This window comes from Streptosporangiales bacterium (assembly GCA_009379825.1).
In the GTDB taxonomy this organism is placed as follows: domain Bacteria; phylum Actinomycetota; class Actinomycetes; order Streptosporangiales; family WHST01; genus WHST01.
On record WHTA01000001.1, the window covers coordinates 168,597 to 194,766 of the forward strand.

22 protein-coding genes and 2 pseudogenes are annotated in these 26,170 nt (G+C 70.9%); 4 read left to right on the forward strand and 20 right to left on the reverse strand.

Going from position 1 to position 26,170, the window contains the following annotated elements:
- Nucleotides 1-159 precede the first annotated feature (159 nt).
- Complete coding sequence (gene xerD / locus GEV07_00880) at nucleotides 160-1,137, reverse strand: site-specific tyrosine recombinase XerD (GenBank protein MQA01322.1); 978 nt, start codon at nucleotides 1,135-1,137, stop codon at nucleotides 160-162.
- A 238-nt stretch (nucleotides 1,138-1,375) separates the two neighbouring features.
- On the opposite strand from xerD, the gene GEV07_00885 reads away from it, so the two are divergent.
- Complete coding sequence (locus tag GEV07_00885; GenBank protein ID MQA01323.1) at nucleotides 1,376-2,107, forward strand: hypothetical protein; 732 nt, start codon at nucleotides 1,376-1,378, stop codon at nucleotides 2,105-2,107.
- On the opposite strand, the gene GEV07_00890 is transcribed toward GEV07_00885, so the two are convergent.
- The 15 genes and pseudogenes from GEV07_00890 to GEV07_00960 form a co-directional block, all read right to left on the reverse strand.
- Nucleotides 2,104-4,863 carry a DEAD/DEAH box helicase gene (locus GEV07_00890; GenBank protein MQA01324.1) on the reverse strand — a complete coding sequence of 920 codons (2,760 nt, stop codon included), beginning with the start codon at nucleotides 4,861-4,863 and terminating at the stop codon, nucleotides 2,104-2,106. The two genes, GEV07_00885 and GEV07_00890, sit on opposite strands and share 4 nt — an antisense overlap.
- Before the next feature lie 98 nt (nucleotides 4,864-4,961).
- Nucleotides 4,962-5,852, reverse strand: coding sequence for a YegS/Rv2252/BmrU family lipid kinase (locus GEV07_00895; protein ID MQA01325.1), 891 nt, complete (start codon nucleotides 5,850-5,852; stop codon nucleotides 4,962-4,964).
- Between the two features lie 23 nt (nucleotides 5,853-5,875).
- Entirely contained in the window at nucleotides 5,876-6,709 is an 834-nt protein-coding gene (gene tatC / locus GEV07_00900; GenBank protein MQA01326.1) for a twin-arginine translocase subunit TatC, read from the reverse strand.
- 86 nt (nucleotides 6,710-6,795) lie between these two features.
- Nucleotides 6,796-7,068 carry a twin-arginine translocase TatA/TatE family subunit gene (gene tatA / locus GEV07_00905; GenBank protein MQA01327.1) on the reverse strand — a complete coding sequence of 91 codons (273 nt, stop codon included), beginning with the start codon at nucleotides 7,066-7,068 and terminating at the stop codon, nucleotides 6,796-6,798.
- Between the two features lie 116 nt (nucleotides 7,069-7,184).
- On the reverse strand, nucleotides 7,185-7,457 hold the full coding sequence (gene tatA / locus GEV07_00910) for a twin-arginine translocase TatA/TatE family subunit (GenBank protein MQA01328.1): 273 nt from the start codon (nucleotides 7,455-7,457) through the stop codon (nucleotides 7,185-7,187).
- A gap of 80 nt (nucleotides 7,458-7,537) precedes the next feature.
- Complete coding sequence (locus GEV07_00915) at nucleotides 7,538-8,500, reverse strand: WYL domain-containing protein (protein MQA01329.1); 963 nt, start codon at nucleotides 8,498-8,500, stop codon at nucleotides 7,538-7,540.
- 106 nt (nucleotides 8,501-8,606) lie between these two features.
- A complete protein-coding gene (locus GEV07_00920; protein ID MQA01330.1) occupies nucleotides 8,607-9,560 on the reverse strand; it encodes a WYL domain-containing protein in 954 nt (317 codons plus the stop codon).
- A 69-nt stretch (nucleotides 9,561-9,629) separates the two neighbouring features.
- Nucleotides 9,630-10,049 carry a hypothetical protein gene (locus GEV07_00925; GenBank protein ID MQA01331.1) on the reverse strand — a complete coding sequence of 140 codons (420 nt, stop codon included), beginning with the start codon at nucleotides 10,047-10,049 and terminating at the stop codon, nucleotides 9,630-9,632.
- A gap of 34 nt (nucleotides 10,050-10,083) precedes the next feature.
- Nucleotides 10,084-11,442 carry a Pup--protein ligase gene (pafA, locus tag GEV07_00930; GenBank protein MQA01332.1) on the reverse strand — a complete coding sequence of 453 codons (1,359 nt, stop codon included), beginning with the start codon at nucleotides 11,440-11,442 and terminating at the stop codon, nucleotides 10,084-10,086.
- Nucleotides 11,443-11,513: 71 nt separating this feature from the next.
- Nucleotides 11,514-12,302 (reverse strand): proteasome subunit alpha, encoded by a 789-nt coding sequence (gene prcA / locus GEV07_00935; protein ID MQA01333.1) that lies wholly within the window; start codon nucleotides 12,300-12,302, stop codon nucleotides 11,514-11,516.
- 36 nt (nucleotides 12,303-12,338) lie between these two features.
- On the reverse strand, nucleotides 12,339-13,238 hold the full coding sequence (gene prcB, locus GEV07_00940) for a proteasome subunit beta (GenBank protein ID MQA01334.1): 900 nt from the start codon (nucleotides 13,236-13,238) through the stop codon (nucleotides 12,339-12,341).
- A gap of 27 nt (nucleotides 13,239-13,265) precedes the next feature.
- The gene (locus GEV07_00945) at nucleotides 13,266-13,478 is read right to left on the reverse strand and encodes a ubiquitin-like protein Pup (GenBank protein MQA01335.1); all 213 of its coding nucleotides are present in this window, start codon (nucleotides 13,476-13,478) and stop codon (nucleotides 13,266-13,268) included.
- A gap of 110 nt (nucleotides 13,479-13,588) precedes the next feature.
- On the reverse strand, nucleotides 13,589-15,106 hold the full coding sequence (locus GEV07_00950) for a proteasome accessory factor PafA2 (GenBank protein MQA01336.1): 1,518 nt from the start codon (nucleotides 15,104-15,106) through the stop codon (nucleotides 13,589-13,591).
- A gap of 121 nt (nucleotides 15,107-15,227) precedes the next feature.
- On the reverse strand, nucleotides 15,228-16,991 hold the full coding sequence (gene arc, locus GEV07_00955; GenBank protein ID MQA01337.1) for a proteasome ATPase: 1,764 nt from the start codon (nucleotides 16,989-16,991) through the stop codon (nucleotides 15,228-15,230).
- Nucleotides 16,992-17,123: 132 nt separating this feature from the next.
- Nucleotides 17,124-18,020 (reverse strand): annotated as a pseudogene (locus GEV07_00960) (tRNA (adenine-N1)-methyltransferase).
- Nucleotides 18,021-18,072: 52 nt separating this feature from the next.
- Here GEV07_00960 and GEV07_00965 point away from each other — a divergent pair.
- Complete coding sequence (locus GEV07_00965; GenBank protein MQA01338.1) at nucleotides 18,073-18,564, forward strand: phosphotransferase; 492 nt, start codon at nucleotides 18,073-18,075, stop codon at nucleotides 18,562-18,564.
- A 208-nt stretch (nucleotides 18,565-18,772) separates the two neighbouring features.
- Here GEV07_00965 and GEV07_00970 read toward each other — a convergent pair whose 3' ends face one another.
- Nucleotides 18,773-19,936: a CBS domain-containing protein gene (locus GEV07_00970; protein ID MQA01339.1), complete on the reverse strand. Its 1,164-nt coding sequence runs from the start codon at nucleotides 19,934-19,936 to the stop codon at nucleotides 18,773-18,775.
- Nucleotides 19,937-20,145: 209 nt separating this feature from the next.
- On the opposite strand from GEV07_00970, the gene GEV07_00975 reads away from it, so the two are divergent.
- On the forward strand, nucleotides 20,146-20,967 hold the full coding sequence (locus GEV07_00975) for a DUF2800 domain-containing protein (protein ID MQA01340.1): 822 nt from the start codon (nucleotides 20,146-20,148) through the stop codon (nucleotides 20,965-20,967).
- Between the two features lie 140 nt (nucleotides 20,968-21,107).
- Nucleotides 21,108-21,362, forward strand: a complete 255-nt coding sequence (locus tag GEV07_00980; protein MQA01341.1) for a hypothetical protein — start codon at nucleotides 21,108-21,110, stop codon at nucleotides 21,360-21,362.
- 793 nt (nucleotides 21,363-22,155) lie between these two features.
- Here GEV07_00980 and GEV07_00985 read toward each other — a convergent pair.
- From GEV07_00985 to GEV07_00995, 3 genes and pseudogenes are all read right to left on the reverse strand, one after another.
- Nucleotides 22,156-24,001: pseudogene (locus GEV07_00985) on the reverse strand (bifunctional metallophosphatase/5'-nucleotidase).
- A gap of 125 nt (nucleotides 24,002-24,126) precedes the next feature.
- Nucleotides 24,127-25,176, reverse strand: a complete 1,050-nt coding sequence (locus tag GEV07_00990; protein MQA01342.1) for an ATP-binding cassette domain-containing protein — start codon at nucleotides 25,174-25,176, stop codon at nucleotides 24,127-24,129.
- Nucleotides 25,173-26,165: an ATP-binding cassette domain-containing protein gene (locus GEV07_00995; GenBank protein MQA01343.1), complete on the reverse strand. Its 993-nt coding sequence runs from the start codon at nucleotides 26,163-26,165 to the stop codon at nucleotides 25,173-25,175. The genes GEV07_00990 and GEV07_00995 overlap by 4 nt, the downstream gene beginning before the upstream one ends.
- Nucleotides 26,166-26,170: the final 5 nt, after the last annotated feature.

A 26,170-nucleotide genomic window follows, 5' to 3' on the forward strand; every position in this document is an offset into this window, starting at 1 on the left:
CGGGGGCGATCCCTGCGTGGCCCCACCGTCGTCGTCGACGGGGCCTAGGTGTTCAACCTGCAAGCAGGCTAGAGAGCCGGCACGCCTCGAGCGGGAAGGTTGCGCGGCGTGTCGCGAAGTTTCCCTGTCGACAAATTGCCACCGCCAGACCGGACGCGCTCAGTCGGTCGCGCGGGGATGCGCGAGTGCGTACACCTCGCGCAGCTTGTCGACGGTGACCAGGGTGTACACCTGCGTCGTCGCCACCGACGCGTGTCCGAGCAGCTCCTGTACGACGCGGATGTCCGCGCCGCCGTCGAGCAGGTGGGTCGCGAACGAGTGGCGCAGCGTGTGCGGCGAGATACCGCTGAGCGCCGCGCGCTCGGCCGCACGCTGCAGCACCGTCCACGCGCTCTGCCGGCTCAGCCGGCCGCCGCGGGCGTTGAGGAACAGTGCGCCCGTGCCGCGCCCCCGCACCGCGAGCACCTGGCGTGCGCGCACCAGGTACGCCTCGATGGCGGCGGCCGCGTAGGTGCCGATCGGCACCATCCGTTCCTTGCCGCCCTTGCCGCGCAGCAGTACCGAGCCGCCGGCCACGTCGATGTCATCGACGTCCAACCCGACGGCCTCGGAGATCCGGGCGCCGGTGCCGTACAGCAGCTCGAGCAGCGCGCGGTCGCGCAGCCGCAGCGGGTCGTCGGCCTGCGAGGTGTCGGCGCCGAGCCCGCCGGCGGCGGCGAGCAGCTTCTCCACGTCGGCCACGGAGATCGCCTTCGGCAACCGCTTCGGCAGCGTCGGCGGGCGTACCTCGCGGGCGGGGTCGATGTCGGCGAGGCCGTCGGCGATCGCGAACTTGTGCAGCCCCCGTACGGCCACCACGGCACGCGCGGCGGAGCTGGCGCCGAGCGCCGGGTGCACGTCGTCGCCCTCGCGCAGCGCCATGAGGAACGCGGCGACGTCCTCCCGGTCGACGGAACGGAGGTCGCGCACTCCCCTGGCCGCGAGCACCTCCAGGTACCTGTTGAGGTCGCGCCGGTACGACTGCAGGGTGTTCCGCGCGAGCCCGCGCTCGACGCTTAGGTGGTCGAGGTACGCGCGGACGCCGTCGGCCAGCGCCCGCGGGATCTCGCCGGCGGGTTCCGCGCTAGCCGCGTCCATCGGCTCCAGTCGAGTGCCCACGCCTCAAGCCAGCGCATCCGCGGGGGTCGTTGCCGGGTGTGCGACGGCCCGCCGCCCGCACGGCGCGTGCCGCTTCGCGCTCCCCACGTGCACCTGCCACCTCCGCGCTCCCCGCAGCGATGAATACCGCCGGAGTATGCCAGCTGACTGCGACCTTGTGTCTCCCAGTTCTACCCTCTCCGCCCATGCTCCCGCCGTACCCGTCAAGATGGACCCCATGGGCGGACGGCACCAAGCACCGAAACGCAGCCGGCGGCCACGTGCCGATGGCCGGTCGGGTGCTGCCTCCCGCCGCTCGGCGGGCGACGAGCAGCAGGTCAGCGCGCCGGGACCGGCACCGCAACGGCCGCAGGTGGCGGCTCGACCGCAGCCGCCGCCCGGGCCACCGGCCGCCGCCGGGTCGCGCGAGCCGGACGCTGGGCCGCCGCGCGCGTCGTGGTGGGTGCTGGCCGAAGTCGGCGGCCCGGCACTACTCATCGTGATCATCGCTGTCGTTCTACTACTGCTTGACACCATCGTCGACTGGCGTGAGCCGGTCGGCGGTGCAGCGCTGCTGCTGGCGCCGATCCTCGTCCGCCACGTGGTGCTCGGGGTCCGTGCCCGGTGGCGGGCGCTCGGCGCGGCGTACGGCGGCATGCTCGTCGTCGGTGTCGGCGGCCTGTTCGCCATCGATCCGGCCGTGCCGCACACCGTCGCCGGGTTCGGGGTCGCGGCGGTCGGCGTGCTCGTCGCCGGTGCCGCGTTCGTGCTCACCTCGCGCCTGGTCGGCCGCGAGCGCCGCGCCGCCGCGGCCCCGCAACGGGCACCGGCCATGCCGCCGACGGCGCACGCTCCGGTCGAGGCGCCGCCGTTCGAGTATCCGCCCGGCGCCAACGCCACCGACACACTGCCGCAGGTGCTGCCTGGCAACCGCCGTCAGGTCCGCGACGACGACTCGCTGGCCGGCTAGCCCACGGACGAGTACGCGACGACGCCGCGCCGTACGGCGTCGATGGCCGCCTTGGCGGTGCGGTGCAGGTCGGGGTGCTCGTCGCGGGTCACGTCGGCGATCTGGCCGAGCAGGTCGATCACCTGCTTGGTCCAGCGCACGAAGTCACCCGGTGCCATGTCGCCCTCGTCGAGGACGGTGTCCAGCCGCGCCCCGTTCGCCCACCGGTAGGTGGCCCAGCAGAAGCCCAGGTTCGGCTCGCGCTGGAACGAGACGCCGTTCTCGCCCTCCAGCTCCTCCAGCTCACCCCACAGCTTCACCATGGCGGCGAGCACGTCCTTGACCTGTCCGCCGGGCAGCCGTGGGCGGCTCGCGTCGTCGGACTGCCTGGACTCGAACACCAGCGTGGACACGCAGCTGGCGAGCTCGGCCGGCCGCAGCGAGTCCCACTGGCCGTGCCGCAGGCACTCGGCGGTGAGCAGGTCCATCTCCGTGTAGAGCTTCGCCAGCCGCTGGCCGTCGTCGGTCACCTGGTCGCCGTCGAGGTAGCCGAGCTGGTCGAGCACCGTGCAGATGCGGTCGAACGTGCGGGCGATCAGGTTGGTGCGGCCCTCGACCCGGCGGCGCACGCCCTCGGTCTCCTTGCGCAGCCGGAAGTAGCGCTCGGCCCAGCGGGCGTGGTGCTCGCGGTCCGGGCACTCGTGGCACGGGTGGTGCCGCAGCTCGCGGCGCAGCCGCTCGATCTCCGGTGCCTCGTCGTCGGCGCCGGACTGCCTGCTGGCGTCCCTGCGCGCCTGGTTGCCGTCGAAGCCCTTGGCCCGCAGCGTCGCCACCAGGTCGCGGCGCTCCTGTGGCGACCGGCCGTTGAAGTTCTTCGGTATACGGACCTGGCCGAGCGGCTCCACCGGGACGGGGAAGTCGGCGAGCGCGAGCCGCTTCACCTGCCGCTGCTCGGTCAGCACCAGGGGTTTCGGGTCGTCCGGGCCGGCCGACGTGCCCGCGTCGAGGACGACCGCTAGCCCGGCCCGCCGGCCGCTCGGTACGACGATGACGTCGCCACGCCGGAGCTTCTCCACCGACTTCGCCGCCTCGGCGCGCTTGCGCGCCGCGTTGTGCTTCGCCTGCCGCGCCTCCACGTCCGAGAGGCTCCGCCGCAGCTGCGCGTACTCGGTGAAGTCGCCGAGCTCGCACCGCATCGCGTCGTGGTAGCCGCGCAGCGCTTCCTCGTTCTTGGCGACCTTCTTCGCCAGCCCGACGACGGCGCGGTCGGCCTGGAACTGCGCGAAGCTCTCCTCGAGCATGCCGCGGGTGCGGTCGCGACCGACCTGCCCGACCAGGTTCACCGCCATGTTGTACGACGGGCGGAAGCTCGACCGCAGCGGGTACGTACGGGTGCTCGCCAGGCCGCCGAGGGCCTCCGGGTCGACCTGCGGCGCGTAGAGCACGACGCCGTGCCCCTCGACGTCGATGCCGCGGCGGCCGGCGCGGCCGGTCAGCTGGGTGTACTCGCCGGGCGTGATGTCCGCGTGCGTCTCGCCGTTCCACTTGGTCAGCTGCTCGAGGACTACGGACCTCGCCGGCATGTTCACGCCGAGCGCGAGCGTCTCGGTCGCGAACACCGCCTTGATCAGGCCGCGGGCGAACAGCTCCTCCGTGACCTCCTTGAAGGTCGGCAGCATGCCCGCGTGGTGGGCAGCCACTCCCCTGGTCAGTCCCTCCAGCCACTCGCCGAAGCCGAGCACCGTGAGGTCTTCCTCGGGGATGTCCGCGCACCGCTCCTCCGCGAGCGCGCGTACCTCGGCCGCCTCCTCCTGGGTGTTCAGCCGCAGCCCGCCGTAGAGACACGACACGACTGCGGCGTCGCAGCCGGCGCGGCTGAAGATGAAGTAGATCGCGGGCAGCAGCCCGTCGCGGTCGAGTCGTTCGACGACATGCATCCGGCTCGGCGGCCGGAACCTGCGCGGGCCGCGGGGCGGTCCGCCCCGACCGTGGCCACCGCGCCCGCGGCGGTTGCCGCCGCGCTCCCAGCCGCGGCCGCGTTCCTCCCTGGCCAGCTTCACCAGGTCGGGGTTCACCTTGCGCTGTGCGGCGTCGACGAACAGGTCGTGCAGCCGGTTGCCGACGAGCACGTGCTGCCACAGCGGCACCGGCCGCTGCTCCTCGACGACCACGTCGGTTTCGCCGCGTACCTCCTGCAGCCAGTCGCCGAACTCCTCGGCGTTGCTCACGGTGGCGGACAGCGCTGTGAGTTGCACCGACTCGGGCAGGTGGATGATGCACTCTTCCCAGACGGCGCCGCGGAAGCGGTCGGAGAGGTAGTGCACCTCGTCCATCACGACGTGCCCGAGACCGCGCAGGGTGGACGAACCGGCGTACAGCATGTTGCGCAGCACCTCGGTCGTCATCACCACGACCGGGGCCTCGCCGTTGATGCTGTTGTCGCCGGTGAGCAGACCGATCGCGTCCGCGCCGTGCCGGCGCACGAGGTCGGTGTACTTCTGGTTCGACAGCGCCTTGATCGGCGTCGTGTAGAAGCACTTGCCGCCGGTCGCGAGCGCGAGGTGTACGGCGAACTCGCCGACCACTGTCTTGCCGGCACCGGTGGGCGCGGCGACCAACACGCTGCGGCCCGCCTCCAGCGCGGCGCAGGCCTGCAGCTGGAACGGGTCGAGATCGAAGTCGTAGCGGCGGCGGAAGGCGCCGAGCTCGGTCTTCGCCTCGGCCGCCCGGTGCCGGGCAGCCGAATACCGCTCTGCCGGGGAGCTCACCCGCCCCACCCTAGCTTCGATCTTTCCGTACCGGCGCGGTGACACAATCACCGAGGGAAGGTGGCGGAGCTGGTCGGCCGCCGACGAGGAGAACGACTGCTCGCCGGTTAGGCGGGTCGGTCCCCGGGCGGGGTGATCACCTGCAGCGCGGCGGGCACGATCTCCGCGCGTTGCGGCAGCGGACCGACCCGCTCGCCGTCGGCGTAGGCGGTCACCCCGGTGGCGGCCAGCGCCACCGACTTGGCCCGGTAGGTGCGCACGGCCGGGTGCGTGGTGTGGGTGCCCTGGTAGAGCCGCGGCATGAGCAACGGCACCCTGCGGCGGGGCACGGGGCCGATGACCGTCACGTCGAACAGCCCGTCGTCGGGTTCGGCGGCGGGACAGATCTGCAGGCCGCCGCCGTACGACGCGGTGTTGCCGATCGATACGAACATCGCGTCGACCTGCCGCTCCTCGCCGTCCATCTCGACGAGGAACCGCCGCGGCTCGAACACCCGCAGCTCGAGCAGGATGGCCAGGTCGTAGCGCAGCCGGCCGGACGGCCAGCTCATCCGGTTCACCCGCTCGTTGACCGCCGAGTCGAAGCCGGCGTACATCACGCCGACGAACAGCTCGTCGCCGACCCGGCCGAGGTCGATGGTCCGCGGCGTGCCGGCGAGCAGCGTGGCGGTGGCCGCGGCGGTGTCCAGTGGGATGCCGAGCGCGCGCGCCAGGTCGTTGCCGGTGCCTGCGGGCACCAGCCCGACGGGTACGTCGGTGTGCGCGGCCGCCTGCGCGGCGATGTGCGTCAGCCCGTCGCCGCCGACGGCGACGAGCGCGTCAGGTGCCGCCGCGACGGCCTCCTTGGCCACCTCAGCGGTCTCGTCCGCGTCGTGGCCGTGCACCACCCGCACCGACACCCCGGCCCCGCGTAGCCGGTCTGCGGCGTCGCGTGCGACCCGCATGCCGCGGCCGTGCCCGGACGTCGGGTTGACCAGGAGGGTGAGCTCAGCGCGCATGGCCGGACTCTACCGGGTGGCCGTCAGGCCTCCGTGCGGTCCATCTCCAGCGGTGACGTCTCGTCGTCGTCGAGGTCGTCGTACGCGGCCTCGACCTGGTTCCTGCCGCGTCTCTTGTCGTTGACGTACGCCAGCACCACCGACAGCTCGAACAGCAGCACCATGGGGATGGCCAGCATGATCATGCTGAACGGGTCCTGCGGCGTGACGATCATCGCGAAGACGAAGATCAGCATGACCGCCTTGCGCTGCCACAGTTTCAGCCGTTCGTAGGTCAGCACCCCGGCCAGGTTCAGCATGGTGATGAGCAGCGGCAGCTCGAAGCCGACCCCGAACACCAACATCAGCGCGGTGGCGTACTTGAAGTAGTGGTCGATGGTGATGAGCGCGCCGAACTCGGTGGGGATGAACTTCAGCAGTAGCGTGAGGCCCTTGTCGAGCACGAAGTACGCGAGCACGGCGCCGCCGACGAACAACGGCACGGCGATGGCGAGGAACGCCGCGCCCCACTTGCGTTCGCTCCGTCGCAGGCCGGGAGTGACGAACGCCCAGAGCTGGTGGAACCAGACCGGCGAGGCCACCACCAACGCGATGATCGCCGAGACCTTCAACCGCAGCAGGAACGGCTGGAAGATGCTGTTGAAGTACAGCGGACAGCCGGGAGTGCCGCCGACCTCACGGGGTTGCCCCACGGGCGCGACGCCGTTGAGCCGCTGCACCTCGCAGAACGGCTTGGTGAGGATCTGCAGCAGCGGCGGGTCGTAGAAGAACCACGCCACCACCGTGACCGCAACGATCGCCAGCAGTGCCCAGACCAGCCGGTTGCGGAGCTCCCTGATGTGCTCCCCGAGCGTCATGCGTCCCTCGGGGTCCTTCGGGCGCTGCGTACGCAACGCCCGGGCGACGCGGGTGATCGGGGACGCCAACGCGAACCGCCGCGTCGTCAGCGCTGCTCGGCGGTGCGCTGCTCCGCCGACGCGTCGTGCTTGGTGGTGGGCTCAGCGAGCTGCCTGGGCTGTTGCGCGGCCGGCTGCGTGTCGGCGTCGGTCTTCTCGTCGCCGTCGCCGTCGTCGTCCTGCAGGCCCTTGGCCTCCGACTTGAAGATCCGCAACGACCGGCCCACGGAGCGGGCGAAGGTCGGCAGCTTGGTCGCGCCGAACAGCACGACGATTACCACGGCGATGATGATCAGCTCGGTTGCGCCAATGTTCGGCATCGCACCCTCCGAAGTCGCGGCCCCGCGGTCCTCGTCCGCCGTACCAGGCTTCCACCATGCTACTCCGCGGGTACCTGCGCGTCCCCGCCGATGTCAGGTGAACGTTCGTCGTACCGTCAGCTACCTGCCTGCCGGCGTTCGGTGACGTCCTCGGCCGCCGCCGCGCGGGGCTTCTCGGTCAGCTCTTCCTTGGCGGCAGTGGTGGCGTCGTCGGTGGTGCGGTCCTTGTCGTCGGCCTCGTCGTCGTCCTGCAGGCCCTTCGCCTCCGACTTGAAGATCCGCATCGACCGGCCGACCGAGCGGGCGAAGGTCGGCAGCTTGGTGGCGCCGAACAGCACGACGATTACCACGGCGATGATGATCAGCTCGGTTGCGCCGATATTCGGCATCTGCGGTCCTCCCGACCAGCGGCTATCTGCCCATCGTCCACTCTAACCGCACCTCTGGCAAAGGGTGGGGAACGTGCCGGTCAGTAGCCGGCCAGCGCGGCGCGGGCGTCCGTGCGCACCTGGTCGACGAGTTCCGGCGGGTCCACGACGCGTCCGGTGCCGCCGAGCCGCAGCGCCAGCCGGCGGACCCAGCGGGTGTCCGGCGTACGGAGAGTCACCGAGATGCCACCATCCGCTCTCTCGGTCACCGACTCGCAGGGGTAGTAGTCGGCCACCCAGCGGCCCGCCCTGGTCAGCTCCAGGGTGACGAGCTGGTCGGCCGTCGACGGCCGGAACATGCTCTCCCCCAGCTCCCGCAGGTGCGCCTGCGGCGGCACGTCCGCGGGGTCGCCGGTCTCGGCGATCTCCACCACCCGGTCGAGCCGGAACAGCCGGACGTCCTCCACCCGACGGCACCACGCCTCCAGGTACGAGCGACCGTCGGCGACGACCAGCCGGATCGGGTCCACGTCGCGCTCGGTCACCTCGTCGCGGGCCGGCACGAAGTACGACAGGTGCAGCCGGCGGCCGCCCTCCAGCGCGCCGCGTACCACCGGCACGACGTCGCGCTCCGCCTCGACCTGCACGGCCACCTGGTCGCTGGCGTACGCCGCGTCACCCGCGGCCCGCTCGAGCTTCGCGATCGTGCGGTCGAGCGCGTCGCGGTCGGCGAGCCCGGGGATCCCGGCGAGCGTGCGCAGCGCGACCAGCAGTGCCACCGCCTCGCTGAGGTCCAGGCGCAGTGGCCGGGTGATGGTGTCGGCGTTGCTGATGGTGACCGTGCCGCCGGAGTAGTCGACCTCGATCAGGTCCGCGGGCGTGTAGCCGGGCAGCCCGGAGACGAAGATCAGGTCGAGGTCGTCGATCAGCTGCTCCTCGGTGACCCCGAACGTGGCCGCGGCCTCCGCCAGCGGTACGCCCTGGTGCTGCTGCAGGTACGGCACCAGGGCGAGCAGCCGTCCGAGGCGCCTGCTGCTGGTGGCGTTCGCGCTGCGAGAGCTCACGAGGCGGCCTCCAAAGCGAGCATCGTAGCGCGCATGCCCGCCGTGCGAGGCCGGCTCACCGCGGGTGAGCGAGGAGCGCAGCGGCGGAGGCCGCCGGGCAGCACGGTCATCCGCCGGCCTCCCCTGCGGCGACCGCTTCCAGCCGGCTCAGCACCGCCTTGCGCAGGTCGTCTGGCTCCACGACGACGACGTCCGCGCCGTGCGCCGCGACCATGTCGGCGAGCTGCTCCGCGCTCGTGAAGTCCAGCTCGAGCTCGTCCCAGCCGTCGCCCTGCTTCACGTCGCACGCCTGCCGGCGCAGCCCGAAACCGGCACCCGCACGTACGCGCAGCCGACAGCGCCGCCACGGCGCCACGTCGCCGAAGTACGTCACGGTGCGGCGCACGTCGGTGTCCGGCGGCACCGTGACGCTGCCAGGCTCGCCCACCTGCATCACGTCGCCGACGACCCGGTCGAGCCGGAAGACCCGCTCGGCGTCGCGGTCGCGGTCGTGCCCGGCCACGTACCAGCGGCCGTGCCACGACACGACGCCCCACGGCTCGAGCACCCGCGTCGCCTCCTCGCCCCCGCGCCGGTAACCGAACCGCACCGGGTACCGGCCGAGCACGGCCTGCCAGAACGGCAGGAACGCCGGTTCGCGCGCGCCCACCCTGGGCTCGATCCCCGGCAGCGACGAGTCCACGTCGATGCCTGCGGCGCGCAGCTTCAGCATCGCGCTGGACGCCGCCTCGGCCACCTGGGCGTGCTGCCAGGTGCGCGCGGCGAGGCCGAGGACGGCCGCCTCGTCCGGGGTGAAGGTGAGCTCGGGCAGCTCGTACACGTCGCGCCTGATCCGGTAGCCGGGCGTGCCGTCCCAGTCCTCCACCGTCTCCAGCGGGATGCCGAGCTCGCGCAGCTCGTCCTTGTCGCGCTCGAACATCCGCTTGAACGCTTCCAGGCCGCTGTCCGCGTACCCCTGCACGGACTCCCTGATGTGCTCCGCGCTGATCGGCTGACGGGTCGCCAGGAGGCAGAGCACGAGGTTGAAGAGCCGTTCGGTCTTCTTCCGTGATGCGACCATCGCCCGTCCTCCCCGTCGTCTCGGGTCGAAACTAACAAAAGCCGATGGCCAATGCCGGCAGGCAGGCGGTCAGAGCTTGGTCAGCTTCACGACCACGAAGATGCGGCCCATCATGCAGGTGCTCGCGGCGCCCTTCGGGGCGAAGTGTCCGGCGACCCGGACCCGGCCGAGCTGCTGGTCGTTGCCGGCGCGCTTGGACAGCGCGCGCGCCTCGTCGCCGGACAGCTGGTACGTCTCGCCGGCGGCCTTCAGGCCCACGCAGCCGGGCTCGACGCCGCGTACGGCCATCCCGGTGAGCGTCTCGTCGATGTGCGTGGCGGTGGGGGTGCCCGTCGGTCCGACGGACGTGGTCGGGCCCGGGGTGTGCGCGCTCGACGACCGGCTCGGCGAGGTGTTGCCCTGGTCCGGCTCCCCGCCGCCACCGCACCCGGCGACGGCGAGCGTGACCGCCACGGCCGCGCCGGCGAGCACCGCTGATCTGCGTCCCATACCCTGAATACGCCTGAGCCGCTCGCGAGGTTGGCTACATACCCGCGATCAGCTTCTCCACCCGCTCGTCGACGGCGCGGAACGGGTCCTTGCACAGCACCGTGCGCTGCGCCTGGTCGTTCAGCTTCAGGTGCACCCAGTCGACGGTGAAGTCGCGGCGACGTTCCTGTGCCCGCTTGATGAACTCACCGCGCAGCCGCGCCCTCGTGGTCTGCGGCGGCACCGACTTCGCCTCGAAGACGTCGAGGTCGCTGCACGCGCGGTCGACTGCACCGCGGCTCTGCAGCAGGTAGTAGAGGCCGCGGTTGCGGTTCACGTCGTGGTACGCGAGGTCGAGCTGTGCGACCCGCGGCGACATCAGGGCCAGCCCGTGCTTCGCCCGGTAGCGCTCGATCAGCTTGTACTTGGTGACCCAGTCGATCTCCCGCTCCACCAGGCCGAGGTCGCCGCCGGACACCGCCTTCAGGGTGCGGCCCCACAGGTCGAGCACGCGCTCGTCGGTGCGGCTGGCGCCGTACCTGTCGACGTAGTCGGTGGCGCGCTCGTAGTACTCGCTCTGGATGTCCAGCGCGCTCGCCTCGCGGCCGCTGGCCAGCCGGATCAGCCGGCGCCCGGTCATGTCGTGGCTGACCTCGCGGATCGCCCGGATCGGGTTCTCCAGGGCGAGGTCGCGGATCGGCATGCCGGACTCGACCATGCGCAGCACCAGGTCGGTGGCACCGATCTTCAGCAGCGCCGTGGTCTCGCTCATGTTCGAGTCGCCGACGATGACGTGCAGCCGGCGGAACCGTTCGGCGTCGGCGTGCGGCTCGTCCCTGGTGTTGATGATCGGGCGCGACCTGGTGGTCGCCGACGAGACGCCCTCCCAGATGTGCTCCGCGCGCTGGCTGACGCAGTACAGCGCACCGCGCGACGTCATCAGCACCTTGCCGGCCCCGCACATGATCTGCCTGGTGACCAGGAACGGGATCAGCACGTCGGCCAGCCGGCCGAACTCGCCGTGCCGGCCCACCAGGTAGTTCTCGTGGCAGCCGTACGAGTTGCCGGCCGAGTCCGTGTTGTTCTTGAACAAGTAGATGTCGCCGGCGATGCCCTCCTCGCGGAGCCGGCGCTCGGCGTCCACGAGCAGGCCCTCGAGCACCCGCTCACCGGCCTTGTCGTGCACCACCAGCTGGACGACGTCGTCGCACTCCGGCGTCGCGTACTCCGGGTGGCTGCCGACGTCCAGGTACAGGCGCGCCCCGTTGCGCAGGAAGACGTTGCTGCTGCGTCCCCACGACACCACGCGGCGGAACAGGTAGCGCGCCACCTCGTCGGGTGACAGCCGCCGTTGCCCACGGAACGTGCACGTGACGCCGTACTCGTTCTCCAACCCGAAGATTCGCCGGTCCATGCGCACAGGCTATGACCTCGGGCGGCCGATTGACGGCAACGTGAAGAAGTGAATCGGGAAATGCCGCGGGATCAGCTGTCGTCGCGGTTCTCCGCCGAGCCGTCCGTGTCCTCGGTGGTCTCCTCCGCGGTGGTCTCCTCCGGGGTCGCCGGCTCCGGGGTCGGGGCGGTCTCGGCAAGCAGCCGCTCGAGCGCCGCGCCCTGCAGCCGGCGGAAGGTGCGCCCCTTGCGGGTGCGGTCGAGTACGCCGACCTCCAGCTGCCCGGCGGCGAGCTCGCGGTTCCCGTTCTCCTGGTTCTCGAGCGCGGTCACCGCGTCGCGCACCACGGTGGCCAGCGGCTGGCCCGGCTGGTAGCGGTCCGCGAGCGTGCTCGCGACCCGCTCGGTGACACCGCCCATCACCAGGTAGCCCTGCTCGTCCTGCACGGAGCCGTCGAACGTCAGCCGGTAGATCTGGTCCTCCGCGGACGTCTCCCCCACCTCGGCCACGACCAGCTCGACCTCGTACGGCTTGTGCGCGTCGGTGAAGATCGAGCCGAGCGTCTGCGCGTACGCGTTCGCCAGGCCGCGCGCCGTGACGTCGCTGCGGGCGTTGGTGTAGCCGCGGATGTCCGCGAGCCTGATGCCGGCCTGCCGCAGGTTCTCGAACTCGTAGTAGAGCCCCACGGCGGCGAACGCGATGCGGTCGTAGATCTCGCTGATCTTGTGCAGCGTGCGCGAGCGGTTCTCGGCGACGAACAGGATCCCGTTGTCGTACTGGAGGACGACGGCGCTTCGCCCGCGGGCGATGCCCTTGCGGGCATACTCCGCCTTGTCCTTCATCAGCTGCTCGGGCGAGATGTAGCCCAGCGGCATCGTCACGGCTGTCTGCTCCTCGGGTCGGCTCGGGGGTTGTCGTTACTCGTCACGCACTGGCGCCACCGGACCATCCGGGTTGCGCGTACGGCCGGCGATGATGCCCTCGACGAGCGCGCCGACCTCGTCGTCGTCGTACTGCCTGAACCGGTCGGAAGTCACCGACACGACCGTCGGGAAGATGCGCCTGGCCAGGTCCGGCTGGCCGGACGCGGAGTCGTCGTCGGCGGCGTCGTAGAGCGCGTGCAGCAGGGCGAGGACGGTGTCCTCCTCCGCGGCGTCCGGGCGGTACAGCTTCTTCATCGCGCCGCGCGCGAACACCGACCCCGAGCCGACGGCGTGGAAGCCCTGCTCCTCCGACCTGCTCCCCGTGATGTCGTAGCTGAAGATCCGTCCGTCGCCGGTGTCGAGGTCGTAGCCGGCGAATAGCGGCACCACGGCCAGGCCCTGCATGGCCATGCTGAGGTTGCTGCGGATCATGGTGGACAGCCGGTTCGTCTTGCCGTCCAGCGACAGCGTGACGCCCTCGATCTTCTCGTAGTGCTCCATCTCCAGCTGGAACAGCCGGATCAGCTCGGTGCCCACGCCTGCGGTGCCCGCCATGCCGACGCAGGAGTAGTCGTCGGCGCGGAACACCTTCACGATGTTGCGCTGGGCGATGACGTTGCCCATCGTGGCCCGCCGGTCGCCGGCCATCACTACGCCGCCGGCGTGCGTGGCCGCCACGATGGTGGTGCCGTGCTTGACGTCCGTCGCGCCTACGGGACCCGGTAGCTCCTGCGAGCCGGGCAGCAGCTCCGGGTGGAACCGCCCGAGGAAGTCGCTGATCGACGCGATCCCGGGCGTCATGTACTCGCTCGGCAACCTACCCAAGCCGTCGAGAGGGGACGACAACGCCACTCCTTCCTGGCCGTGCCCGGATGTGCGGGCACGGAAGCTCATGGTCCTTGGGAGGACCCTATTACGCCGCTACTGGCCGCCCTTCTGGACGTACTGCCGTACGAACTCCTCGGCGTTCTCCTCGAGCACCTCGTCGATGTCCTCGAGGATCGCGTCGACGTCCTCGGAGAGCTTCTCCTGGCGCTCTTGGACGTCGGACTCGGTCTCGGAGTCGACCTCCTCGGTCTCCTCTTTCTGCTTGTTCGTCCGGCGCTGACCGCCTGCGGTTTCCTTGCCAGCCATGACACCTCCAACGGGAGTCGTGCACACCACAGACACTATCCATATCGGCGGCAAACCGCGCTCAGACTCGACGGATATGTCGCGGCGCCGGAGTACGCTGGCGGCGGCGGTCAGGCACCCTCGGTGAGCACGGCCACCAGCTCACCTGCGGTGGCGCACCGGTCGAGCAAATCGCCGACGTGGCCCTTGGTGCCGCGCAGCGGCTCCATCATGGGTACGCGCTGCAACGACTCGTGCTCGGGCACGTCGAAGATGACCGAGTCCCAGGACGCCGCCGCCACCTGGTCCGCGTACTTGGCCAGGCAGCGGCCGCGGAAGTACGCGCGGGTGTCGTGCGGTGGCTCCGCCACCGCGTCCGCGATCTCGTCGTCGGTGAACAGCCGGCTGGCCGCACCGCGGGCCGCCAGCCGGGCGTACAGGCCCTTCTCCGGGCGGATGTCCGTGTACTGCAGGTCCACCAGCTGCAGGCGCGGGTGGTCCCAGTCGAGGCCGTCGCGCGAGCGGTAGCCCTCGAGCAGCGACAGCTTCGTGACCCAGTCGAGCTCGTTGCGCAACAGCATCGGGTCGCGGGCGAGCTTGTCGAGCACGTCCTCCCACCGGTCGAGGACGTCGCTCGTGACGTCGTCGACGTCCGACCCGTAGCGGTCCTCGACGTACTTGCGGGCCTGCTCGAGGTACTCCAGCTGCAGCTGCAGCCCCGTCATCCGCCGGCCGTCCTGCAGGGTCAGCTGGTGCCGCAGCGACGGGTCGTGCGACACCGTGTGCAGGGCGGCCACCGGCTGCAGCACGCTCAGGTCCGCGGACAGCCACTCGTCCTCGATCATCGCCAGCACCAGCGACGTGGTGCCCAGCTTCAGGTACGTGGCCAGCTCGCTCATGTTCGCGTCACCGATGATGACGTGCAGGCGCCGGTACTTCTCGGCGTCCGCGTGCGGCTCGTCCCTGGTGTTGATGATCGGGCGCTTGAGCGTGGTCTCCAGACCGACCTCGACCTCGAAGAAGTCGGCGCGCTGGCTGAGCTGGAAGCCGGGCTTGCCGCCCTCCTGGCCCAGCCCCACCCGGCCGGCCCCGGCGAACACCTGCCGGCTGACGAAGAACGGGGTGAGGTGCCGGACGATGTCGGCGAACGGCGTGCCGCGCCGCATCAGGTAGTTCTCGTGGCAGCCGTACGAGGCGCCCTTGTTGTCGGTGTTGTTCTTGTACAGGACGATCGGTGGCGCGCCGGGCACCTGGGCCGCCCGCCGGAGCGCCTCCAGCATGACCTGTTCGCCGGCTTTGTCCCATAGCGCCGCGTCTCGCGGGTTCGTGCACTCAGGGGCCGAGTACTCCGGGTGCGCGTGGTCGACGTAGAGCCGCGCCCCGTTCGGCAGGATCACGTTCGCCAGGCCGAGGTCCTCGTCGGTCAGCTGGCTGGCGTCGGCGGTGTCCCTGGACACGTCGAAGCCGCGGGCGTCCCGCAGCGGGGTCTCCTCCTCGAAGTCCCACCTGGCCCGCTTCGCGCGGGCGGCGGCGGCCGTCGGATACGAGTTCACGATCTGCGAGGAGGTCAGCATCGCGTTGGCGCCGGGTTGCCCGGGCACAGAGATGCCGTATTCCGTCTCGATGCCCATCACCCGGCGAACCGACACGGTCGCCTCCTCCCGTTACCGCACGGCTGCGGCCTGCGTGGTCCGGCAACAGCATGTCCAACCACGCCAAGTATGCCCACACTGGGAGCGGACCACACTGACCGCGTCACGTGCTGACGACTCAGAGGTACTGGCCGGTGTTCGCGACGGTGTCGATCGACCGGCCTTCGGCCACGCCTTCCTTGCCCGAGACCAGCGTCCGGATGTAGACGATGCGCTCGCCCTTCTTGCCGGAGATCCGCGCCCAGTCGTCCGGGTTGGTCGTGTTGGGCAGGTCCTCGTTCTCCTTGAACTCGTCCACGATCGCCTGGAGCAGGTGCTGGACGCGTAGTCCTTTCTGCTCATTCGAGATGTAGTCCTTGATGGCCATCTTCTTGCCGCGACCCACGATGTTCTCGATCATCGCGCCGGAGTTGAAGTCCTTGAAGAACAACGTCTCCTTGTCGCCGTTGGCGTAGGTGACCTCGAGGAAGCGGTTGTCCTCGGTCTCCGCGTACATCCGCTCGACCACGCGGTCGATCATCGCCTGCACGCACGCGTTCGCGTCCTGACCGAATTCCTGCAGGTCATCGCCGTGGAGCGGCAGCTTGGAGGTGATGTACTTGGAGAAGATGTCGCGCGCGGACTCGGCGTCCGGGCGCTCGATCTTTATCTTGACGTCGAGACGACCGGGCCGCAGGATCGCCGGGTCGATCATGTCCTCGCGGTTCGAGGCGCCGATGACCACGACGTTCTCCAGACCCTCGACGCCGTCGATCTCGCTGAGCAGCTGCGGCACGATGGTGTTCTCCACGTCGGAGCTCACACCGGAGCCCCGGGTGCGGAAGATCGAGTCCATCTCGTCGAAGAACACGATCACCGGCATGCCCTCGGTGGCCTTCTCGCGAGCCCGCTGGAAGACCAGCCTGATGTGCCGCTCGGTCTCGCCGACGTACTTGTTGAGCAGCTCAGGACCCTTGATGTTCAGGAAGTACGACTTCCCGTTGCCGCGCCCGGTGCGCCCGACCATCTGCTTCGCGAGGCTGTTCGCCACGGCCTTCGCGATCAGGGTCTTGCCGCAGCCGGGAGGCCCGTAGAGCAGCACGCCCTTGGGCGGGCGCAGCTCGTGCTCGACGAACAGGTCACGGTGCAGGTACGGCAGCTCGACCGCGTCGCGGATCAGCTCGATCTGGTTGTCCAGGCCACCGATCGACTTGTAGTCGATGTCGGGGACCTCCTCCAGGATGAGCTCCTCGACCTCCGACTTCGGGATGCGCTCGTAGACGAACCCCGACCTGGAGTCGAGCAGCAGCGCGTCACCGGCACGTATCCGCTGGTCGCGGAGGGTGTCGGCGAGCCGCACGATGCGCTCCTCGTCGGTGTGCCCGATCACGAGCGCACGTTCGCCGTCAGCGAGCAGCTCCTTGAGCATCACCACGTCGCCGACCTGCTCGTACGACATGCTCTCGACGACGTTCATCGCCTCGTTGAGCATGACCTCCTGGCCGGGACGCAGCTCGTCCGAGTCCACGTTCGGGCTCACCGTGACCCGCAGCTTGCGGCCGCCGGTGAAGACGTCGATGGTGCCGTCCTCGTAGTGCCCGAGGAACGCACCGAAGGTCGCTGGCGGCTGGGCCAGCCGGTCGATCTCCTCCTTGAGCGAGACGATCTGCTCGCGCGCCTCGCGCAACGTCGCCGCGAGTCGCTCGTTCTGCGCCTGCTCTTTCGCCAGGGAGCTCTCGGTCGCGGCGAGACGGTGCTCCAGGGCGCGTACTGTACGCGCGGATTCCGGGTTACGACTCCGCAACGCGGCGAGTTCGTCTTCGAGGTAGGAGACCTGAGCCGTCAGGTCCCTGATCTCCTGCTCTTGGCGCGCCGCGCGCGCTTCTGCGTCCTCAGTTGACACGCGCGTTCACCTCCTCGGTCACAGCCACCACATCTGACCCTACAGGCGTCAAGGCCGTCCCGCCGAGCTCATTGCTGCTCCGAATGCCGCGCGGCGCGAATGCCACGGGCGTCCGCATTTCTGCACACACGCTCAGCCGCCCCCTTCCACCGAGTCTGTCGGGGGCGTTCCTCGCCCCTGACGTGCGCCTTTTGCCGGGCGTCGTTTCCGCGGCGGTGCGGAGACCCCAGGCGCGAGCCTACGTGCTCCGACGAGGAAACCGGTGTGCCCGACCATCCTGTGGTCCGGACGCACGGCGAGCCCGTCGACGTGCCAGCCTCGCACCATCGTCTCGCTCGCCGCAGGCTCGTCGAACTGACCGGACTCCCGCAGCGCCTCGACCACCGTGGACAGCTGCGTGGTGGTCGCCACGTACGCGCACAGCACCCCGCCGGGGACGAGCGCGGTCGCCGCCGCGGCCAGGCAGTCCCACGGCGCGAGCATGTCGAGCACGACGCGGTCCACGCTACCCGGCGCGTGCGTGGGTAGATGTTCGGTCAACTCGCCGACGGTCAGCTCCCACGCCGGCGGCGCGCCGCCGAGGTAGCGGTGCACGTTCTTGCGTGCGATGTCGGCGAAGTCCGCGCGCTGCTCGTACGAGTACAGCCGTCCGGCCTCGCCGACCGCGCGCAGCAGCCAGCACGACAGCGCGCCCGAGCCCGCACCGGCCTCGACCACGGTGGCGCCCGGGAACACGTCCGCGACGGCCAGCAGCTGCGCCGCGTCCTTCGGGTAGACGACGGCGGCGCCGCGGCTCATCCGCACCGTGTAGTCGGCGAGCAGCGGCCGGAACACCAGGTACTCCTCGCCGGCGGTGCTCTTCACCACCACGCCCTCGGGGCCGCCGAGCAGCTCGTCGTGCGAGATCGAGCCGCGGTGCGTGTGGAAGCTCCGGCCCGCCTCGAGCACGAGCATGTTGCGCCGGCCCTTGGTGTCGGTCAGCTGCACGACGTCACCGACGCGCAGCACACCGCGCCGGTGGTCGGCACCCGCGTAGCCATCGTCTCGTCCCTCGCCGTCGGTCACCGAGCTCCCTCCGCGGTTGGCTGGACCAGAGCTGGAGCGTAGCGGCCCGTACGGTGGTCATCATGCAGCCGGTCCCGCTCGCTTCCGGTCGAGACGCCGACGTTCACGCACTCGATGCGCATCGCGTCTGCGCCGGTATCGCGACGGGGGTGACGCGACGGCGGAGGCGGCCTTGATGACGTATCTCGCCGGCCGTGGATTCCCCGTGCCCGAGGTGTACGGCGCCGACGGTCCCGACCTGATGCTGCAGCGGCTCACCGGGCCGACCCTCCTCGACGCTCTTCGGAACGGAGCGGTCAGCGTGTCCGGCGGCGCCGCTGTGCTCGTGGACCTGCACGACCGGCTGCATGCGGAGCCGGCCCGCGCGGCCACGGCCCCCGCGGCACGCATCGTGCACCTGGACATCCATCCCGCCAACGTGTTGCTCCACCACGACCAGGCGATGCTCATCGACTGGCGCAACGCAACCGAGGCCGTACCCAGCTCGATACCGCGGTCACCGGTCTGATCCTCGCGCTCGTCGCGCGCACTGCCGGCGACTCCGTCGCCAGCCTGGCCGAGGAGTTGCTCACCGAGTTTACCGCCGCGGTGGCCGAGTCACCGGAGCTCTCGCTGCCGGACGCGGCACTGCGGCGCGCAGATCCGGCCCTCACCCGCGCCGAGGTGGCGCTGCTCGCCGCCGCCGCAGCCGGCGTGCAGGCGCACTGCCGGCGGCGCTAGCGGGTCGCGACGGCACGCTCGACGTCGGCGGTGGCGATGACACCGATGATGTCCTGCGAGCCCGGCTCGACGACCAGGTACTCGGAGGACGGCTCGCGCTGCATGGCGCGTACGAGGTCCTCGCCGGCCAGGTCGGCGGTGAGGATCATCGCGTCGTCGATCGACTTGGTCACCGCGGACACGCTCATCCACGGCCACCGCTGCTCCGGCGTGGCGACGACGGCCTGCTCGTTCACGATGCCGGTCGGCTTGCCGCGGGAGTCGGTGACGACGAGCGCACGCAGCCCGGCCTCCCGCGCCCGCCGGATCGCCTCACCGAGCGGCAGGTCACCGGGCACGCTCAGCGCCGGCCGTACCAGGGTGCGCGCCTGCGCACGGGGCAGCCGCGACCGCACCTGCTGCACCTTCAGCACCTGCGACGCGCCCGTCCAGAGGAACATGGCGATCAGGCCGCCCCAGACCAGGTCGATCAGGCTGGGCTCGCCGTTGCCGAACACCGCACTGCGGCTGAGCGCGGCGAGCAGCACCAGGCAGGCGAGCACCCGGCCGGCCCAGCCGGCGGCGACCGTGCCGGCGCTGCGCCTGCCGGCCACCTTCCACACGGCGGAGCGCAGGATCGCCCCGCCGTCGAGCGGCAGCCCGGGCAGCAGGTTGAACGCGGCGAGCACCAGGTTCACGAACGCCAGCTGGCTGGCCAGCAGGTGTGCCACCCCGCCCGCTGGCAGGCCGACGTAGCCGGCGAACGCGAGCAGGCCGAGCGCGATGGACGCCGCCGGCCCGGCGGCGGCGACCAGGAACTCCTTTCGCGGCGTGTCCGGCTCGTCGAGCGTGGACACCCCGCCGAGCAGCCACAGTGTGATCTGCTTGACCTCGAGCCCGAGCCGCTGCGCGACGATCGAGTGGCTCACCTCGTGGACGAAGACGGACAGCAGCAGGAACGCGGCGTAGAGGAACGACACGCCCCACTTCAGCTGGCCGATGCCGGGTAGCTGCGACTCCACGTACGGGCCGAAGGTGTACGTGATCAGCGCCGCGACCAGCAGCCAGCTGGGCGAGATGTAGACCGGGATGCCGAACGGCCTGCCGATCAGGAAGCCGCCGGCGAGCCGGCGCGCGGCGGGATCGTTGTCGGCGTCGTCGTCCCGGCCTTGCGGTGTCATCGTCCAAGGCTACTCAGTCGGGCCGTCCTCGACACGCCGCCCGCGGCGATGGTTCGCTGTCGGTGCGACGGCCTAGGCTCGGGGACGTGGTGACGAGTGTGCATGTGGAGCCAGGGACCGAGGCAGCCGCGGCCGATCCTGCCGTGGACCCGGCGGACGCCCCGGCTCCGGACGGGCCTGCGCTCTCCCCCAGCCGCGCCGGCGACTTCATGACCTGCCCGCTGCTGTTCCGCTTCCGGGTCATCGACAAGCTGCCTGAGCGCCCCACGCCCGCGGCCGCGCGGGGCACCGTCGTGCACGCCGTGCTCGAGCGGCTGTACGACCTGCCTGCGGACGAGCGCACCCTCGCCCGCGCGGCGGAGCTCGTCACCCCGGTGTGGGAGGAGCTGGTCGCCGCCGAGCCGACGCTGGCCGAGCTGTTCACCGGCGACGAGGCGCCCGAGGTCGGGGCCTGGCTGGACGGTGCGCAGCAGCTGCTCAGCACGTACTTCGACCTGGAAGATCCGCAACGGCTCGAACCCGCAGAACGCGAGCTCTACGTGGAGAGCACGCTCGACTCCGGGTTGCGGCTGCGCGGCTACGTCGACCGGCTGGACGTCTCGGACAGCGGTGACGTCCGCATCGTCGACTACAAGACCGGCACGGCGCCGTCGGAGCTGTTCGAGGCGAAGGCCATGTTCCAGATGCGCTTCTACGCGCTGGTGCTGTGGCGCCAGCTCGGCCGGATGCCGCGGCTGCTGCAGCTGATGTACCTGGGCAACGGCGAGGTGCTGCGGTACCAGCCGGACGAGCACGACCTGCGCGCCACGCAGCGCAAGGTCGAGGCCCTCTGGCAGGCGATCGAGCGGGCCAAGCAGAACCAGGACTGGCGGCCCCGCCCCAGCCGGCTGTGCGACTGGTGCGACCACAAGGCACTGTGCCCGGAGTTCGGTGGCACGCCGCCGCCGCTGCCGAGCAGCGCGGACCTGCGCAGCGCCGCCGACCCCCGTGCCGAGGCCCCGTCGGCGAGCCAACCCGCCACCGACCTCTAGCCGGCCCGCGAACGGGGTGTGACTCCTCGCCCACAGACGCGACAGTGGGAGGACCGTCGGACGTAGTAGGCGTAGGTGGCGATGCCGAGAGCGAGACCCCACAGCGGCCAGAGGAGTCCGGGAGCGGTGATTCCCCACTGGTGCGTGTCGAACCCCTCGACGAGGAGTTTTCGGATCTCGGTGCCACCCGCCGCCGTATGAACACCGTCACGATCGATCCGGGGATGACCGCCAGCAGTGGCGGCACCGGTTTGCCCGCCGCGAACCAGACCCAGCGGGGGAAGACTTCGCCCCATCGGCTCACCAGCCCCAGGGTGAGGACCGTGCCGGCGGTGGCGAGCGCCGCCATGACGAGCCCGCCGACGATCACGCCGGAGCCGGCCATCTCGTCGTAGAACGCCTGCGGGACGCCGATCGGGCTGCCAACCGCCATGGCGACCCGCGACACGGCGTAGCTGCCGGGGACGGCAACTGCCACCCCGACCGCCAACCGACCCCAACGCAGTGCCTTGTCCCGGTCTGGGACGGAGCTATCGTCGCGGCCACAGTTCGCGCACCGGTACCCCGTGCGCCGCTGGTACGCCAGGGCCGTCAGCGCCCACAACAGGCCACCCGTGACGACGACGAGTAGGTTCACCCGGGTCCAGGGCAAGAAGTCGGCGACACTACCGCCGCCTGGTACCCCGATGACGGCGAACACCGGAGTGACGAAGACCCGGGTGACCAGCATCAGCAAGCGGTAGTCCGTGATCACCACGGTGAGCACGAGAGCCGTAGCCCAGCCGAAGGCCAGGACCACGACGCGCGTCACGCCGCGCCCGACTGCCTTGGCCATGGCGAACGCGACGCCCGCACCGAACAAGCCGAGGCAGGCGATGACCGGAGCGGTGGTCTCGGCCGTGGCGGCGGCGAGGATCGAGGACTGGCCCGCTTCCGGGTCATTCCTCTCCCCGAAGGGGAACCCGGCGCCCCCGAGCGCCCAGTAGAGCCCGAGCAGACCGTAGGTCAGCGACCAGGCCGCGGCGGCATACCCCGACCAGAAGGGCCAGCGCAACCACCGGCCCGGGTCGCCGTCGCCCGCTGTGCTGTTGGCAGTCTCGGTGACACGCTCATGATCTGCCGCCGCACGGGCGGCAGGCCTCTCGTGCGCGAGGGAGCCCGCTCCCACCAGCGGGGGAATCGCCAGGGTCAGCCGACCGCGGTGATGCGGCCCTCGCCGCCTTCGGGGTAGGCGGCGGCGGTCACGGTGCCGGAGAGGCCGGTCGTGAGGTACTCCTCGAAGGCCTGCTGGTAGGTCTTGCCGACCGGCGTGAAGTCGAGGTCGCCGAGCGGGTACGCGTCGCCGCCGCGGGCGGAGAAGTCGTTGGTCGCGACGGGGATCGGCGCGCCGTCCACCACCTGGCCGCCGTCCACGACGACGGTGCCGTTGGCCAGCTCGACGCGCTGCACCCGTTCGCCCGGGGTGGTGATCTCGCCGGTCGACTCGTCCACCACCTGCGCCTGCTGCGCCGGGTCGTAGGTGAACTTCGCACCGGAGATCTGGATGAACGCGCCCGACGCGTCCGGCGACGCGGCGACGCCGCGCTCGAGCAGCTGCCTGAACGTGTCGCGCGGCACCTCGGGGATCACCGCGACGAAGTTCGGGAACGGCGCCACTTCGTACGTGTTCAACGCGGTGACCGGACCGGCCGGGAACGTCGAGTCGTTGCGGATGCCGCCGCCGTTCTGGATGCCCACCGCAGGCGACGGCACGCCGTACTCCTCGGCCTGCTGCTCCCCCATCCAGCGCAGCGCGTCGGCGAGCAGGTTGCCCAGGTTGGTCTCCCGGGTCCGTACGTTGTTGCGCACGCCGTCGAGCGCGACCTCGCTGTCGGCGACCTGGGTCTCGGCGAGGTCGGCGAGGTACTCCTGCACCGGCTTCTCCACCTGGTCGACGGTCGCCGGGTCCCGCTCGACGGCGTCGTCGCCGACGCCGGAGACACGCACCGGCTTGCTCGCCTGGTCGGCCGCACCGGTGAGGTTGCCGCGCTTGTCGAAGCCGAGTACGAGGTTCCCGACGTACTTGTAGTCACCGGTCACGGTCGCCACCGGCACCCTGGTGCCGGTGGCGTCGTCCGCCCACAGCGGGTACCCGCGCTCCGCCTGGTCGCCGGGGACCAACGGGTCGCCGGCGTCGGCGAGGATCTCGCCGCCGCCACCGCCGAGCACGGCGTCGACGTTGCGCAGCTCGGGCACCAGGGCGAGCTCGTTGTCGATGTCCTGCAGGTGGCTGACCAGGATGACCTTGTCGATGCCGGCCTCGGTGAACTGCTCCGCCCTGCGGTTGACGATCTCCGCCAGCTCGGTGCGTACCTCGACGTTGCGCGGGCTGCTGATGGTCGGCAACTCGGGTGTGGTGAGGCCGATCAGGCCGACGCGCTCGCGGCCGGTGGAGACGATCCTGCTGTCGGTGATGTCGCCGGAGTCGGCGAGCTCCTGCAGCCGCGGCTCCCCGCTGACGTCCAGGTTCGCCGACATGAACGGCAGCGAGCCGTCGAAGCCGGCGATGAAGTCGGCGAGGGTGTCAGGGCCGAAGTCGAACTCGTGGTTGCCGATCGCGGAGACATCGAGCCGCATGTTGCGTACGGCGAGCGCGTCGTAGAACGGCACGCCGTGGTCCAGGCTGGCCGCGAACTCGGGGCCGGCGAGGAAGTTGTCGCCCGCGCTGACGCTGAGTACGCCACGCTTCTTCGCCCCACCCGGGGTCGTGCCGCTGCTGTTCGCCGGCTGCTCACCGGCCTGCTGTCGCAGCTGCTCGAACAGTGTGACGTTGCGGGCGGCACCGCCGTACGGCTGCACCTCACCCGGCTCGGTCTCCTCGCCGGCGCCACCGACGCCGAGCAGCTGTGACTCGAAGTCGTTGCTATGCAGCAAAGTGAGCGTGAACTTGGTCTTGCCGGCGTCGGCCGCGTATGTCAGGCCGGGTGCCAGGCTGGTGCCGAGGGGCCAGGGCCACGACAGCTGCCGCGGTCGCCCACCTCCTGATGTGCAGCATGCCCCGTCTCCTTCTGCTCCGCCGAGCGCCCCGAGCAGGTCGCACAGTAGCCCCCGGCCGACCATCCCACCAGCTGGTGCGACCCTCGGTGACCGCACCGGCCCGATGGTGCGCGGCGGGGTGGGCTACGGCGTCGGAGCGAGGTGGTCCGGCTCCTTCGCCGTGATCTGGCCGGCGAGGATCTCCTCGGCGTAGTGACACGCGACCCGGTGCCCGGTGTGGACCTCGCGCAGCTCCGGCCGCTCGTCGTCGCAGCGGGTCTCCTGCCGGAACGGGCACCTGGTGTGGAACCGGCAGCCGGCCGGCGGGTTCGCCGGCGACGGCAGGTCGCCGCTCAGGATGATCCGCTGCCTGCGGTCCTCGACGTCCGGGTCGGGGATCGGCACGGCCGACATCAACGCGATCGTGTACGGGTGCAGCGGCTGCTCGTACAGCGTGTCGGAAGGCGCCTCCTCGACGATGCGGCCGAGGTACATCACACCGATGACGTCGCTGATGTGCCGCACCACGGCGAGGTCGTGGGCGATCACCAGGTAGGTCAGCTCCAGCTCGTCCTGCAGCTCCTCGAGCAGGTTGATCACCTGCGCCTGGATGGACACGTCGAGCGCCGACACCGGCTCGTCCGCGATCAGCATCTGCGGGTGCAGCGCGATCGCCCTGGCGATCCCGATCCGCTGCCGCTGCCCGCCGGAGAACTCGTGCGGGTAGCGGCTCGCGGCGTCCGCCGGCAGCCCGACCAGGTCGAGCAGCTCGCGCACCCGCTGCTGCAGGCCGCGGCCGTTGCCGATGCCGTGCGCGGTCATGGGTTCCTGGAGCAACGACGCCACGCTCTGCCGCGGGTCGAGGCTGGCCATCGGGTCCTGGAACACCATCTGCATCCGCGACCGCGCCCGGCGCAGTTGCTCGCCGCGCAGCTCCGCCATGTTCGTGCCGTCGAAGATCACCTCGCCCGAGGTGGGCTCGACCAGCCGCAGCACGGCCCGGCCCAACGTGCTCTTGCCGCAGCCGGACTCCCCGACCAGTCCGTACGTCTGGCCGCGGCGTACCTCCAGGTCGACACCGTCGACGGCCTGCACGTTCCCGATCACCCGGTCGAACAGCAGGCCCCTGGTGATCGGGAAGTGCACCTTCAGGTCGCGGACGGAGAGCAGCGGCTCTTCTGCGGCGGCACTCATACCTGCGCCTCCTCCCTGGTCACGGGCAGCGGGTTGTGGCACCGCAGCTCGTGCTCGGCGCGCGCCTCGTCGTACGTCAGCGAAGGCGTCGTCGTGCTGCACTCCTCGATCGCACGGGCACACCGCGGCGCGAACGCGCAGCCCTGCGGCCACGGCAGGGTGTCCTTCGGCGACCCGGGGATCGGCCGCAGCGGCGCACCGCGCTCGCCGTCGAGGCGCGGCACGGAGGCGAGCAGCCCGCCGGTGTACGGGTGCCGCGGATGGCGGAAGATCTCCCGGCGTTCCGCCGACTCCACCACCCGTCCGGAGTACATGACGTGCACCGTGTCGCACAGCCCGGCGACGACACCGAGGTCGTGGGTGATCATCACCAACGCGGTGCCGGTGTCGACGACGAGCTCCTTCAGCAGCTCGAGGATCTGCGCCTGGATGGTGACGTCGAGCGCCGTCGTGGGCTCGTCCGCGATCAGCAGCCGCGGCTCGCAGGCCAGCGCCATGGCGATGAGGGCACGCTGCCGCATGCCACCGGACAGCTGGTGCGGGTAGTCCTTCAACCGCCGCTGCGGGTCGGGGATGCCGACCTTGGTCAGCAGCGCCGCCGCTTCCGCCTTCGCCTCCTGCGCCCGGTAGCCGCGGTGACGCTGCAGCACCTCGGTCACCTGCACGCCGACCGACACCACCGGGTTCAGCGACGTCATCGGGTCCTGGAAGACCATGGCCAGGTCGCGCCCGCGCAGCTCGCGCATCTCCTTGTCGCGCAGCTGCAGCAGGTCGCGGCCGTCGAACCGGACCGCGCCGCCGACCTCGGCGCCGCGGCGCGGCAGCAGGCCGAGGATCGCCAGCGAGGTGACCGACTTGCCGCAGCCGGACTCGCCGACCAGGCCGACGGTCTCGCCAGGGGCCACCTGGAACGACACACCGTCGACGGCACGCACGTCCGCCCGGCCCTTGCGCCGGAAGGTGACGTGCAGGTCGTCGACCTCGAGCAGTGGTT

Bases quoted from the DNA above. Each gene is read 5' to 3' on its own strand.
- tatA (MQA01327.1), bottom strand. From the start codon at position 7,068: ATGCCGAACATTGGCGCAACCGAGCTGATCATCATCGCCGTGGTAATC.
- GEV07_00970 (MQA01339.1), bottom strand. From the start codon at position 19,936: ATGACACCGCAAGGCCGGGACGACGACGCCGACAACGATCCCGCCGCG.
- GEV07_00895 (MQA01325.1), bottom strand. From the start codon at position 5,852: ATGCGCGCTGAGCTCACCCTCCTGGTCAACCCGACGTCCGGGCACGGC.
- xerD (MQA01322.1), bottom strand. From the start codon at position 1,137: ATGGACGCGGCTAGCGCGGAACCCGCCGGCGAGATCCCGCGGGCGCTG.
- GEV07_00990 (MQA01342.1), bottom strand. From the start codon at position 25,176: ATGAGTGCCGCCGCAGAAGAGCCGCTGCTCTCCGTCCGCGACCTGAAG.
- tatC (MQA01326.1), bottom strand. From the start codon at position 6,709: ATGACGCTCGGGGAGCACATCAGGGAGCTCCGCAACCGGCTGGTCTGG.
- tatA (MQA01328.1), bottom strand. From the start codon at position 7,457: ATGCCGAATATCGGCGCAACCGAGCTGATCATCATCGCCGTGGTAATC.
- GEV07_00945 (MQA01335.1), bottom strand. From the start codon at position 13,478: ATGGCTGGCAAGGAAACCGCAGGCGGTCAGCGCCGGACGAACAAGCAG.
- GEV07_00925 (MQA01331.1), bottom strand. From the start codon at position 10,049: ATGGGACGCAGATCAGCGGTGCTCGCCGGCGCGGCCGTGGCGGTCACG.
- pafA (MQA01332.1), bottom strand. From the start codon at position 11,442: ATGGACCGGCGAATCTTCGGGTTGGAGAACGAGTACGGCGTCACGTGC.
- GEV07_00885 (MQA01323.1), top strand. From the start codon at position 1,376: ATGGGCGGACGGCACCAAGCACCGAAACGCAGCCGGCGGCCACGTGCC.
- GEV07_00920 (MQA01330.1), bottom strand. From the start codon at position 9,560: ATGGTCGCATCACGGAAGAAGACCGAACGGCTCTTCAACCTCGTGCTC.
- prcB (MQA01334.1), bottom strand. From the start codon at position 13,238: ATGAGCTTCCGTGCCCGCACATCCGGGCACGGCCAGGAAGGAGTGGCG.
- GEV07_00975 (MQA01340.1), top strand. From the start codon at position 20,146: ATGACCTGCCCGCTGCTGTTCCGCTTCCGGGTCATCGACAAGCTGCCT.